Origin of the sequence: Pseudomonas sp. H1h (assembly GCF_000633255.1) — a bacterium.
Taxonomy (GTDB): Bacteria; Pseudomonadota; Gammaproteobacteria; order Pseudomonadales; family Pseudomonadaceae; genus Aquipseudomonas.
Genome location: NZ_AYMJ01000011.1, coordinates 59,297 through 72,411 on the forward strand (window position 1 = coordinate 59,297; position 13,115 = coordinate 72,411).

The window sequence follows — 13,115 nt, forward strand, 5'->3', positions numbered from 1 at the left end:
CGGGCGATTTCCTTTATTTGAGGCGAAAAAAAGCCCGAGCGAATCTCGCCCGGGCATTTTTATTGGGCGGTGCAGCGTACTTAAGAAGGTGCGGCGTACCGCCCTGAGTTGCGTGTCACAGACTTAGATCTTGCCGACCAGGTCCAGGGACGGTGCCAGAGTGGCCTCGCCTTCTTTCCACTTGGCTGGGCAAACTTCGCCTGGGTGAGCAGCGACGTACTGCGCAGCCTTGATCTTGCGCAGCAGTTCGGAAGCGTCACGGCCTACGCCGCCATCGTTCAGTTCAACGATTTTGATCTGGCCTTCAGGGTTGATCACGAAGGTGCCACGGTCAGCCAGACCAGCTTCTTCGATCAGCACGTCGAAGTTGCGGGAGATGACGTGGGTCGGGTCGCCGATCATGGTGTATTCGATTTTGCCGATGGCTGGCGAAGTGTTGTGCCAGGCAGCGTGGGCAAAGTGGGTGTCGGTCGAAACGCTGTAGATTTCCACGCCCAGTTTCTGGAACGCAGCGTAGTTGTCGGCCAGGTCTTCCAGTTCGGTTGGGCAAACGAAGGTGAAGTCGGCTGGGTAGAAGAACACTACGGACCATTTGCCTTTCAGGTCAGCGTCCGAGACTTGTACGAAGTCGCCGTTTTTGAACGCGGTAGCTTTGAACGGTTTTACTTGGCTGTTGATGATAGGCATTGATGACTCTCCGTCAGGGTTGTGAATTCGATGGGTGAATCCTACCCACTCACTCGACGGATGGCTCATTGGCAAACCTGATGCTGCTGATTTGTTTTCGCTATTAGCTGACTGTATTAATAGAAGAAAACGATATCTACGACGTAAGCGGCTTATCCGTAATCCGAGCCATCCCGTGAAAGGGGCTGGCTTCAACATAGCGCATGGCTGACTTCATATCCTTCCAGCCGACGTAACTCATCAACGACTTCAGATCCCAGCCGCTTTGATGCGCCCACGTGGCAAAGCCGCGCCGCAGTGAGTGGCTGGTGTAGCGTTCGGCTGAAATCCCGGCGCGCTCCAGCGCCTGGCGCAGCAATGGAATCACGCTGTTGGCGTGCAAGCCCTCCTCGCTCAAATGGCCCCAACGGTCGATCCCGCGAAACACCGGGCCGCGCACCAACGCCGCTTCGGTGATCCAGTCAATATAAGCCTGCACCGGGCACAGCTTCAGCAGCGCCGGCGCCTGATAGGTCTGCCCGAGGTTTTCGCGATCGCCCTTGCTGCGCGGCAGATACAAGGTGATGCCGCTACCGGCGTGCGCCTGCACATGTTCAATCTGCAGCCGGCACAGCTCATCGCTGCGAAAGCCGCGCCAGAAGCCGAGCAGAATCAGCGCCCGGTCGCGATAGGCCTTGAGCAACTGCGGGCGATCCTGCTGCTGTCGGGCACTGCTGGCTTCCTGCTCCAGCCAATCGACCACGTGCTGCAGATCGTGCAGTTGCAGCGGCTCGGCCTGTTTCTCCTGCGCCGGATGCAGCGCGCGAATGCCTTTGAACACCTTGCGCACCACCGGCGCCTTGGTCGGATCGGCAAAGCCCTGGCTGTTATGCCATTGCGCCAGTGCCGACAGGCGCAGCTTCAGCGTATTGATCGACAGCACCCCGGCATGCTCGACCAGGTAACGCGCAACGCTGTCGGCCGTCGCCGGCAGGAAGCCACCCCACTTCACTTCAAAGTGCTCGATTGCCGAGCGATAGCTGCGGCGGGTGTTGTCACGGGTGGCGGCTTGCAGATAGCGATCGATATCGCTCATGGGCTGTGTTCTCGCAGACGTACTGATTCAGGGCGCAAAAAAGCCATTTAAGCACCTGACATTGGGTAATACCAGTATATCCCGCCTCTTTATAATCAATCATTTAACTTTATTTTCAGCGTGGTACACTGCGTACTTTGGTGGCATGTACCACAGTACGAAATGGTAGGAGTTCACATGGCCCGTGGCGGCGTAAATAAAGCGGTGGTTCAGATAGCGCGCACAGCGATTCTGGCCCGAGGCGAACACCCGAGCATCGATGCAGTACGCATCGAACTGGGCAATACCGGTTCGAAAACCACGATCCATCGCTATCTGAAAGAACTTGACGACGGCAGCCCGTCGATCGAAGCGTCCGCAGAACCGATCAATGACGAGCTGACGGCACTGGTCTCACGCCTCGCCCAGCGCCTCAAAGAACAGGCGCAAGAGCCCATCGAGCAAGCCCGCGAGCAGTTCGAAGAACAGCGCGAAACGCTGGAAGCGCAATTGAAGCAAGTGCGCCAGGCACTTGAGCAACTGGAACAGCAGCACGATATTCAAGGCGCCGCGCTGGCCAGGGAATCCGAGGCACTGAACGAAACCCGCTCGATGCTGCAGACCGAGCAAACGCGCAACGCCGGGCTGAACCAGGCACTGGCCGACTTCGAGTTGCGCTTGCAGGACAAGGACGAGCAGATCCGCTCGCTGGAAGAAAAACACCTGCACGCCCGCGATGCGCTGGAGCACTACCGCAACGCCACCAAAGAACAGCGCGAGCAGGAACAGGCTCGTCACGAAGGGCAGATCCAGCAGTTGCAGATGGAGCTGCGTCAGGCGCAACAAAGTGCGCTGGTGCGTCAGGACGAGATCACCCAGTTGCACCGTGACAACGAACGCTTGCTTACCGAGAACCGTGGTACCCAGCGCGAACTGAGCCTGATGCAGGATCAGCTCAAGCACAGCAATCAGCGCCAGGATCAACTGCTCGAACAGGCCAACCGTGTCGACAGCGAACGCACCCTCCTCCAGGAACGCCTGCGCGTGGCCCTGCTGGAAAGTCAGACGCTGAAACAGAACGTCGACGAACAGCTGCTGCTCAATCAGTCACTGGAAAAAGAATTGACCAAGACTCAGGCGAGCCTCGAAAACAGCCTGCGTCTGGCGGCTACCGTTGCGGCAGCGCCAGACACGGCCAAACCGAAAGACGCTTAAGCGCCGACCGGCGTTCGCATGGTAACGAACTCTTCGGCGGCCGTCGGGTGAACCCCGATTGTGTCGTCGAAGTCACGTTTGGTGGCGCCGGCCTTCAGCGCGATCGCCAGGCCTTGGACGATTTCACCCGCATCAGGGCCGACCATGTGGCAGCCCAGCACTTTGTCGGTCCTGGCATCCACCACCAGCTTCATCAGGGTTTTCTCCTGACACTCGGTCAGGGTCAACTTCATCGGACGGAAGCGGCTCTCGAAAATCACTACTTCGTGACCCGCATCCCGCGCCTCTTCTTCGGTCAGGCCGACAGTGCCGATGTTGGGCAGGCTGAACACCGCCGTCGGGATCATCTTGTAATCCACCGGACGGTATTGCTCAGGCTTGAACAGTCGCCGCGCCACCGCCATGCCTTCGGCCAGTGCCACCGGCGTCAGTTGCACGCGACCGATCACATCGCCCAGCGCGAGAATCGACGGCTCGCCTGTCTGGTATTGCTCGTCGACCTTGATAAAACCCTTGTCGGTAAGCTGCACATCAGTATTTTCCAGGCCCAGGTTGTCCAGCATCGGACGACGACCCGTGGCGTAGAACACGCAATCGGCTTCCAGCACGCGACCATCCTTGAGGGTCGCTTTCAAGCTGCCGTCAGGTTGTTTGTCGATGCGCGCGATGTCGGCATTGAATTGCAGATCCATGCCGCGCTTGGTCAGCTCCTCCTGCAGGTGCTTGCGCACCGAGCCATCGAAACCGCGCAGGAACAGATCACCGCGATACAGCAGCGTGGTATTCGCGCCCAGTCCGTGGAAGATCCCGGCGAATTCAACCGCAATGTAGCCGCCACCGACCACCAGCACACGTTTCGGCAGCTCTTTGAGGAAGAACGCCTGATTGGAGCTGATCGCGTGTTCGTGCCCCGGAATCTCCGGGATCTGCGGCCAGCCGCCAGTGGCGATCAAGATGTTTTTCGCGGTGAAGCGCTCACCATTGACCTCGACCTCATGCGGGCCGACGATCTTCGCGTGCGCCTCGTGCAGGGTCACGCCGCTGTTGACCAGCAGATTGCGATAAATACCGTTGAGGCGATTGATCTCGCGATCCTTGTTGGCGATCAATGTCGCCCAATCGAAATTCGCTTCGCCAAGACTCCACCCAAAACCGGAAGCCTGCTCAAAGTCTTCGGCGAAATGCGCGCCGTACACCAACAACTTTTTCGGCACGCAACCGACGTTGACGCAAGTGCCGCCCAGATAGCGGCTTTCGGCCACCGCCACTTTTGCGCCGAAACCGGCGGCAAAACGCGCCGCGCGTACACCGCCGGAACCGGCACCAATCACATAAAGGTCAAAATCGTAGGCCATTTCTATCTCCTCGGCAGGCCATCAGCATACCCGCAGCGCTCCATTGGGCAAGCGCTGTGCGCAGCTTTTCACCTTGGGCGGCCAAGTCGGACAACCTCTCCAAATAATAATATTTCTCGTTTGTTACTAAATCGCCGAGCTGCACCTCGTCTCTGAACCAACGGATTTTTTCTCTCGAAGACAAGGAGTCGGCTGCGATGTTCGCGCCCATCACCCGTTCCATGACCCTCACTTTCGGCCTGTGCAGTGCCGCGTTGAGTCCCGATCTGCTGGCTGACGCTGCCCCGGAAACACCGGCGCAATCCGCCGCCCAGGCACTGGAGCTGGCAGCCACCAGCGTCAGCGCCGAGGGCCTGGGCATCAACACCGAAAACACTCACGCCTACACCACCGGCGCGATGAACACCGCAACGCGGATGAACCTGTCGATCAAGGAAACCCCGCAATCGGTGTCGGTGGTCACGCGTCAGCAGATGGACGATTTCAAACTCGGTACATTGTCCGAGGCCATGAGCCAGACCACCGGCATCGTCGTGCAGCACAACGACTCGGATCGGGTCAGCTACTCGGCGCGCGGTTACTCGATCGACAATTTCCAGATCGACGGGATGCTGAACACCTTCAGCTACATGAAGTCCGACGCCGACACCATCATCTACGACCGGATTGAAGTGGTGCGCGGTGCAACCGGACTCACCACCGGCGCCGGCGATCCCTCGGCGACCATCAACATGGTGCGCAAACGTCCGACCGCCCAACTGCAAGCGCTGGCAGGCGTCAGCGGCGGCAGCTATGACGACTACTACAGCTACGTCGATGTCGGCGGTCCACTGGCGTTCGATGGTCGCTTGCGCGGGCGCACGGTACTGGCCTATCGCGACAGCCAGTCGTTCCGCGACAAGTACGCACTGCAACGTGAAGTCGGCTACGGCATCCTCGAAGCCGACCTGACCGACTCCACCGTATTGGCAGTCGGTTATGACTATCAGGACAAACAGGTTCAGGGCACCTCGTGGGGCACCGTGCCCTACTGGAATGCCGAGGGCGGCAAGGCCGGGCTGGGACGTTCGACCAACATGGCCACCTCCTGGAGTTCCTGGCCGCTGCGCGACAAGACCGCGTTTGCCAACCTCGACCAACAACTGGCCGGCGGCTGGCACTTGAAAGCCGCCTACACCCATCGTAAAAGCGACACCGACGGCAAGATCTACTACGGCGGTGGCGGCTTCCCCGAAGCCGACCGCAGCGGCATGTCCGCCAACACCAGCCACATGGCCGGCAACCAAACCATGAAGGCGTATGACTTCAACGTCTCCGGCCCCTACTCGCTGCTCGGACGCGAGCACGAAATGATGTTCGGCTACGGCGAAGCCGAACGCCGCTCCGATGACCCGTACACCATCGCCGGTGCGCTGCCGGCCGGTTACGACACCATCCGTGACTGGAAGTACATGGGCGACATCGGCAAATTCCCGGACACCGTTACCGGACTGAGCGGCTTCAAGGATTACACCCGGCAAAAGGCCGGTTACCTGGCAACGCGCCTGAGCTTCACCGATGAACTGCATGCGGTGCTCGGCAGTCGTTACGGCAGCTGGAAGACAGCCAGCACCACCAACGCCTACGACGATAACCTGCACCTGAGCGGCGTCGACAAAAGCAGCCAGCAACACAACGACATGTGGACGCCTTACGCCGGCCTGCTGTACGACCTGACGCCGGAATACACCGCCTACGTCAGCTATACCGACATTTTCAAACCACAGACCAAACGCGACGCCAATCGCAAATACATCGAGCCGGTGGTCGGCAGCAACTACGAGGTGGGCCTCAAGGGCAGCCTGCTCGATGAGCGCCTGAACCTGTCCACGGCGTTGTTCTGGAGCAAGCAGGACAATGTCGCCGAACTGGACGATTCAGTGGTGCCGGACCCGGTGACCGGCGAACAGTTTTACAAGTCCGGCGGCAAGGGTAACAAGGTCAATGGCTTTGAAGCAGAGGTCTCCGGGGAGGTTCTCGACGGCTGGAACATGACCGCCGGCTACACCTACACCCACTCGGTCAACGGCGAAAAACAGCGCACCAACACCAATGAGCCGCTGAACATGTTGCGCCTGTCCACGGCCTATCGGCTGCCGGGCAACTGGCACGCTCTGACCGTAGGGGGTGCCGTGAACTGGCAGAGCGATGTCTATGGTGCATCCAACCGTCCGGTCGGTCGTGGTGCCAATGGCCGGCTCATCACCGAACGCGCGCAAATCAGTCAGGGCGCCTACACCGTGGTCAAGCTGATGTCACGTTATGAGTTCGACAGGCACCTGTCGGCATCGCTCAACGTCGATAACCTGTTCGACAAGAAGTATTACGACAACGTCGGCTTCTACAACGGCGTGTACTGGGGCGACCCGCGCACGGTGACCCTGAGCCTGGACTGGAAGCTCTGATCCAGCGCATCGCGCCATTACAGGGCAATCCCTGGCGAGGTGTTAACCCCGAGTTAATTCACGCTGGGGACACTGTGCCCCGAGATCTGCTTCATGGACGAACGGCTCCCACGTTTTTCAGTAGGAGGCACCATGAACACCAGCACCGTAATCCTTGCCGGGCTACTCGCCCTCGGTTCCGCCAGCGCCTTTGCCGAGGGCGGCGCCGAACGCATGCGGCATTACTACGACAACTTCCCGGTCCACCACGCGCAAAGCGAGCAGCAGAGCGCATCCAAAACGGTGGAACTGAAGGTTCCAGACGATCAGACCGCGCAAGTCACCGAGTCTTATCGCGACTGATTCAACGAGCAACCGATGGACCTCCGATGGCTCCGCTCTGGCCTCGGAGACGACAGTTGGGCGCCCTGTTCGGGGCGCCTTTTTTTATGCCTGCAGATCCTTGATCCAGAACAGCATGCGACCATGCCCGGGGTCGAACATTCCCGGGGCAAAACCGAACTTGCGATAAGAGTTCTGCGCCACGGCGTTGCCTTCGAGTACTTCCAGGGTGATTTTGCAGCAACCGCGCTGGCGGGAAATATCCTCGACCTTGCGCAGCATTTTCTGACTCAGCCCGAGGCCGCGAAATTTCGCCACCACCGCCACGTCATGAACATTGACCAGCGGTTTGCAGGCAAACGTCGAGAAGCCTTCGAAGCAGTTCACCAGTCCTGCCGGTTCACCGCCGACAAAAGCCAGCACGCTGAAAGCATGGGGTCTGCGGGCCAGCTCTTCGGGCACGCGACGCAGCAGTTCGGGGGCAAGCGAATGACCGCCACCCATGGGATCTTCTGCGTAGTGATTGAGCACGATGCCGATGGCTTCGGCGTGCAGTGGGTTGGTGTAGCTGGCTTGAAGCACAAGAACTTCTGCGGAATCCATTTCCATCCCCGATCATGACCCCGGCGTGCAAGGCGCGCACCTGAAAGGCTGTTCGACCATAACGCGAGGCTGATTCAACCTACAACCTCTAAAGATGAAAATCGTCGGCGAGGAATGTTACCGGCTGTTCAATGCCCCCACGCGCGCTGGTAAGCCATGGTCAGTAAATGATGGGACAGTGGTTGGCTCATGCTTGCGCCCTCTTCGCTCATTCGGCAAAACGCTGCAGTTGCATCTCCTGCAAGCGGCTGAGGGTGCGGCGGAACGGGAATTCCAGATACCCCTCGGTGTACAGCGCCTCCATCGGTACCTGAGCCTCGATGTACAGCGGGACTTTACGGTCGTAACACTCGTCGACCAACGCGATGAAGCGGCGCACACCGTCGTCGTGAACCGACAATTGCGGCAACTCGCGGTCACCGGCCACCACCTGCGCCGAGCCGTCTTCCGTACCGCGAGCGATACGCCCCTCGCGTTTCTGTGCACTGAGGTTCGGCACTTCGCTCAACAGAATAGATCGATAGCTATCGCACAGGGTAATGAAGTCCATGGCAGCAAACGGTTGCTCGCAGAGATCGGCATAGCGACACCAGAGCACCGCCGCACTGGCCTGCACCACGTTCAGTACCCGGTGCCCCACAGGGACCGGCTCCGCGCTGGCAGGTTGCCCGGCGTTGAGCGACTGGAAGACTGGCTCCAGCGCACTGCCTTGCCCAGGCTCTGCGACAAAATATCGCTGCCGGGCGGTGCCCGGGTGCAGGCGATGATCCTCGGCACCGTTCACCGCAACGACTTGCATGTGGGCCTTGATCGCGGCAATTGCCGGGACAAACCGGTCGCGGTTGAAACCATCGGCATACAGCTCATCCGGCGGCAGGTTGGAGGTGCAGACCACCACCACGCCCTCGTCGAACATCACCTGAAACAGCCGCCCGAGGATAATCGCGTCGCCGATATCGTTGACGAACAGCTCATCAAAACACAGCACCCGCACTTCAGCCGCCAGTTCCCTGGCCAGGGCCCGCAGCGGGTCGGCAATCCCGGTCAACTGGAACGAGCGCTGATGCACCCAGCCCATGAAGTGATGAAAATGTTGACGCCGGGCCGGCACCCGCAGGCTTTGATAGAACTGATCCATCAACCAGGTCTTGCCACGCCCGACCGGGCCCCACAAGTACACGCCGGTGACCGAACGAGCACCGGCGTGCAAGGCTTCATGGCATTTTTGCAACGCCCAGACCGCGTGCTCCTGGGCTTCATCCTGGATGAAACCCTTGTGCTCGATCGCGTGTTGCCAGGCGCTTAAGGGAGAGTCGAAAGTCATGCGCGGCAGTATGCCACGATGTCCCTGAAAAACAGGTGGACTTTTGTGGGAGCGGGCTGCTCCGAAGATCCCTGTGGGAGGGGGCTTGCTCCCGAAGGCGGTGGGGCAGCCAGCATCTTCGGTGAATGACACTCCGCCTTCGTGAGCAAGCCCACTCCCACATGGGATTTGTGGTGTGTCAGAGGTCGAGTGTGTGTCTTGGTGCCTCGGAGCAAAGTGCTGGAACTGCCTGGAATAGAGATTCTCTGTGGGAGGGGGCTTGCTCCCGAAGGCGGTGGGGCAGCCAGCATCATCGGTGAATGACACACCGCTTTCGTGAGCAAGCCCACTCCCACATGGGGATTGTGGTGTGTCAGAAGTCGAGTGTGTGTCTTGTTGCCTCGGAGCACAGTGCAGCAACTGCCTGGAATACAGATCCCTGTGGGAGGGGGCTTGCTCCCGAAGGCGGTGGGTCAGCCAGCATCATCGGTGAATGACACTCCGCCTTCGTGAGCAATCCCACTCCCACATGGGATTTGTGGTGTGTCAGAGGTCGAGTGTGTGTCTTGGTGCCTCGGAGCACAGTGCAGCAACTGCCTGGAATACAGATCCCTGTAGGAGGGGGCTTGCTCCCGAAGGCGGTGGGGCAGCCAGCATCATCGGTGAATGACACACCGCTTTCGTGAGCAAGCCCACTCCCACATGGGGATTGTGGTGTGTCAGAAGTCGAGTGTGTGTCTTGTTGCCTCGGAGCAAAGTGCTGGAACTGCCTGGAATAGAGATTCTCTGTGGGAGGGGGCTTGCTCCCGAAGGCGGTGGGTCAGCCAGCATCATCGGTGAATGACACTCCGCTTTCGTGAGCAAGCCCACTCCCACAGGGGATTTGTGGTGTTTCAGAGGTCGACTTTGTGTCGGGCGGCATACAGGCAGAGCATTTCCATGGCGAGGGTCGCCGCCGCCAGCGACGTCACCTCCGCATGGTCATAGGCCGGCGCCACTTCCACCACGTCCATCCCCACCAGGTTGATCCCGCGCAAACCGCCGAGTATTTCCAGCGCCTGCGCCGTGCTTAATCCGCCGCACACCGGAGTGCCAGTGCCCGGTGCGAATGCCGGGTCGAGGCAGTCGATATCAAAGGTCAGGTACACCGGGTTGTCACCGACTCGCGCACGAATCGCCTCGACAATCGCCTCACAGCCCCGCCGATGCACCTGGCGTGCGTCGAGTACGGCAAAACCCTGATGATCGTCATTGGTGGTGCGCAACCCGATCTGCACCGAGCGCGATGGATCCACCAGCCCTTCTTTGGCGGCGTGCCAGAACATGGTGCCGTGATCGACGCGCTTGCCGTCCTCGTCCGGCCAGGTGTCGCTGTGCGCGTCGAAGTGGATCAACGACAGCGCACCGTGTTTACGTGCATGGGCCTTGAGCAGCGGATACGTGATGAAGTGGTCGCCGCCAAACGTCAGCATCGCACTGCCGGCATCGAGAATCCGCTCGGCGTGAGCCTCGATGCTGTCCGGGATGGTGTGCGCCGAGCCGTAATCGAAGTCGCAGTCGCCGTAGTCGATCACCGCCAGATGATCGAACGGGTCGAACGCCCACGGCCAGTGCCGTTCCCAGGCAATCGCGGTGGACGCTGCGCGAATCCCCCGTGGCCCGAAACGCGCGCCCGGGCGGTTGCTGGTGGCGGTGTCGAACGGTACGCCGCTGACCGCTACGTCGACGCCGCGCAAATCACGGCTGTAGCGGCGACGCATGAAACTGGTGATCCCGGCGTAGGTGCTTTCGGCGCAAGTGCCGTACAGGCTGTCACGGGTCATGGCTTGGTCGTTGAGCATCGGCACGTCCATTGGTGTGCTCCTCTGGTTATTGATGGCTACGGAAAGTGGTCCACAGGCGCGTACGCTGACGCATGTCCTTGAGGCTCATGCTGCGATCGGCGTACAAGCGGTCGCGCACTTCGGCGGGCGGGTAAATGTCCGGATCGTTGCGCACCGCTTCATCCACCAGCGGCGTCGCGGCCTGGTTGGCGGTGGCGAAAAACAGCGTGTTGGTCAGCTCGGCCACAGACTCGGGGCGCAGCATGAACTCGATGAACGCCCGCGCCGCTTGCGGGTTTGGCGCGTCCTTCGGAATGGCCAGGTTGTCCTGCCAGATCAACGTACCTTCGCGTGGAATTCGATAAGCGACCTCATACGGTTTGTTGGCCTTGTGCGCCTGATCGGCAGCCATGCTCACGTCACCGTTGTAGGTCAGCGCCAGGCACACGCTGCCGTTCGCCAGATCGCTGATCTGCCGGCCAGTGGCGACGTACAGCACCGAGGGCTGGAGTTTGTGCAACAACGCTTCGGCAGCGGCCAGATCAGCCTTGTCGGTGCTGTAGGGATCTTTGCCCAGATAGTGCAGTGCCAGGCCAATGACCTCCTGCGGCGAGTCGAGCACGGCAATCCCGCAGTCCTTGAGTTTGCTCGCGTACTCGGGCTTGAACAGCAGATCCAGGCTGTTGAGCGGCACGTCCGGCAGGCGACTTTTCACTGCCTCGACGTTAATGCCCAAGCCCAGCGTGCCCCAGGTGTAGGGCACGGCGTAGCGATTGCCGGGATCGACTGCCGTGAGTTTCTGCAGCAGATCGGGATCAAGATTGGTGTAACCCTTGAGGCCTTCGTGGGGGATTTCCTTTAACGCGCCAGCGGCCAACCCTCGAGCCAGAACGCTGGAGGACGGTACGACCACGTCATAGCCGCTGCCACCGGTCAGCAGTTTGGTTTCCAGCACCTCGGACGTGTCAAAGGTGTCGTAACGCACATGAATACCGGTTTCCTGCTCGAAGCGCTGCAGGGTTTGCGCCGGCACGTAATCGGCCCAGCTGTAGAGGTTGAGGGTTTTGTCCTCGGCCTGGGCATGCAGGGCCACGGACAACAACAGCGCGGGAAAACACAGCTTGAACACGGGAGCCATGACGAACACCTGACCGGAGGAAGTGGTTGCAGGATGCGCGCTCGGATACATTGCAGGAATATCAAGTTTGTTAACCTGACTTTATCCAGGAGTAATGTAATGCTCGGTCAACTCCACGATATCGACCTGCAGTTGCTGCGCCTGTTTGTGCAGGTCGTGGAATGTGGCGGCTTCAGTGCCGCACAAGGTGAACTGGGCCTGAGTCAGTCGAGCATCAGCCAGCAAATGGCCAAACTCGAAACGCGCCTCGGCTATCGCCTGTGCAGCCGTGGCAAGGGCGGCTTCAGCGTCACGCCCAAGGGCGAGCAGTTGCTGATTGCGATCCGTACGTTGTTCGAATCCATCGAAACCTTCCGCCATCAATCCAACGGCGTCGCCGGACGGTTGATCGGTGAAGTGCGCCTGGGCTTGTCGGAAGCGCTCGATCAGTCGGTACTGCTGCGGGTCGCGGAGGCAATCCGGCGCTTTCGCGGGCGCGATGAGTCGGTGCGCATCGAGTTGATCAGCGCAATGCCTGGGGAGATGGAGCGCCTGCTGCTGCAACAGCGACTGGACCTGGCCATCGGTTATTTCTCACAGGTGCAGAGCGCTTTCGATTACCACGAGCTATTCAGGGAAACCCAGCATTTGTACTGCGCGCAGGGCCACCCGCTGTTTACCGTCGATACGCCGGACGATGCGGCGCTGCAGGCCTGCGACCGGGTCGATCATCCGTATCGCTTCATGCGCACGGGCGAGCCGCTCGCGGACAAGCGCTTTTCCGCGCGTTCGGAACAGGTCGAGGGCACCCTCGCCTTCATTCTTTCCGGCAAGCACGTCGATTATCTGCCCGATCACTATGCACGGGTCTGGGAGGACAAGGGCCTGCTGCGGGCACTGCGGCCAGGAGCATTGAGCTTCGAGGTGGCATTTCATCTGGCCCGACATCGGGCGCAGGTGCCAGGGGATGCACAGAAGGCGTTTGAAGAGGATTTGCTCAGTGCATTTAATTTATGAGCCAGACTGCTACTTGTGGCGAGGCGGACTCGCTTGCTCACCAGGGCTTTACTTGCATTTGCGATTTTATGCCCAAACCCCTCTCGCTCAATAAAACCTGACCTTTTAGGCAATTTTTGCTCGTTGCCCTCGCCGCCCTCTTCCGGCATCCTGCGCCTCCATTTTCTGACCCGGCC

The 13,115-nt window shown here is 59.9% G+C and carries 12 protein-coding genes; 4 read left to right on the forward strand and 8 right to left on the reverse strand.

The window, feature by feature from the left end; translation table 11 throughout:
* Positions 1-123: 123 nt before the first annotated feature.
* On the reverse strand, positions 124-687 hold the full coding sequence (gene ahpC, locus U862_RS0108245) for an alkyl hydroperoxide reductase subunit C (protein WP_003224621.1): 564 nt from the start codon (positions 685-687) through the stop codon (positions 124-126).
* 136 nt (positions 688-823) lie between these two features.
* Positions 824-1,762, reverse strand: coding sequence for a site-specific integrase (locus U862_RS0108250; protein ID WP_025109954.1), 939 nt, complete (start codon positions 1,760-1,762; stop codon positions 824-826).
* Positions 1,763-1,939: 177 nt separating this feature from the next.
* Between U862_RS0108250 and U862_RS0108255 the strand changes: the two genes are divergently transcribed.
* Positions 1,940-2,956: a DNA-binding protein gene (locus U862_RS0108255; RefSeq protein ID WP_025109955.1), complete on the forward strand. Its 1,017-nt coding sequence runs from the start codon at positions 1,940-1,942 to the stop codon at positions 2,954-2,956.
* On the opposite strand, the gene gorA is transcribed toward U862_RS0108255, so the two are convergent.
* Positions 2,953-4,311: a glutathione-disulfide reductase gene (gene gorA / locus U862_RS0108260; RefSeq protein ID WP_025109956.1), complete on the reverse strand. Its 1,359-nt coding sequence runs from the start codon at positions 4,309-4,311 to the stop codon at positions 2,953-2,955. The two genes, U862_RS0108255 and gorA, sit on opposite strands and share 4 nt — an antisense overlap.
* Positions 4,295-4,522 carry a hypothetical protein gene (locus U862_RS0108265; protein ID WP_025109957.1) on the reverse strand — a complete coding sequence of 76 codons (228 nt, stop codon included), beginning with the start codon at positions 4,520-4,522 and terminating at the stop codon, positions 4,295-4,297. Before U862_RS0108265 ends, gorA begins: the two co-directional genes overlap by 17 nt.
* On the opposite strand from U862_RS0108265, the gene U862_RS0108270 reads away from it, so the two are divergent.
* A complete protein-coding gene (locus tag U862_RS0108270) occupies positions 4,509-6,755 on the forward strand; it encodes a TonB-dependent siderophore receptor (protein ID WP_025109958.1) in 2,247 nt (748 codons plus the stop codon). The genes U862_RS0108265 and U862_RS0108270 overlap by 14 nt on opposite strands.
* Before the next feature lie 132 nt (positions 6,756-6,887).
* Positions 6,888-7,097 (forward strand): hypothetical protein, encoded by a 210-nt coding sequence (locus U862_RS0108275; protein WP_025109959.1) that lies wholly within the window; start codon positions 6,888-6,890, stop codon positions 7,095-7,097.
* 84 nt (positions 7,098-7,181) lie between these two features.
* Here the strand turns inward: U862_RS0108275 and U862_RS0108280 are convergent, their stop codons facing one another.
* The 4 genes from U862_RS0108280 to U862_RS0108295 all read right to left on the reverse strand — a co-directional run bounded on the left by U862_RS0108280 (position 7,182) and on the right by U862_RS0108295 (position 11,943).
* Positions 7,182-7,679: a GNAT family N-acetyltransferase gene (locus tag U862_RS0108280; protein ID WP_025109960.1), complete on the reverse strand. Its 498-nt coding sequence runs from the start codon at positions 7,677-7,679 to the stop codon at positions 7,182-7,184.
* 208 nt (positions 7,680-7,887) lie between these two features.
* Positions 7,888-9,003, reverse strand: coding sequence for a cell division protein ZapE (gene zapE, locus U862_RS0108285; protein WP_025109961.1), 1,116 nt, complete (start codon positions 9,001-9,003; stop codon positions 7,888-7,890).
* Positions 9,004-9,875: 872 nt separating this feature from the next.
* Positions 9,876-10,835 (reverse strand): agmatinase, encoded by a 960-nt coding sequence (speB, locus tag U862_RS0108290; RefSeq protein ID WP_025109962.1) that lies wholly within the window; start codon positions 10,833-10,835, stop codon positions 9,876-9,878.
* A 16-nt stretch (positions 10,836-10,851) separates the two neighbouring features.
* Positions 10,852-11,943 carry an extracellular solute-binding protein gene (locus U862_RS0108295; RefSeq protein WP_025109963.1) on the reverse strand — a complete coding sequence of 364 codons (1,092 nt, stop codon included), beginning with the start codon at positions 11,941-11,943 and terminating at the stop codon, positions 10,852-10,854.
* Positions 11,944-12,042: 99 nt separating this feature from the next.
* Here U862_RS0108295 and U862_RS0108300 point away from each other — a divergent pair, with 99 nt between their 5' ends.
* Positions 12,043-12,939: a LysR family transcriptional regulator gene (locus U862_RS0108300; RefSeq protein WP_025109964.1), complete on the forward strand. Its 897-nt coding sequence runs from the start codon at positions 12,043-12,045 to the stop codon at positions 12,937-12,939.
* Positions 12,940-13,115: the final 176 nt, after the last annotated feature.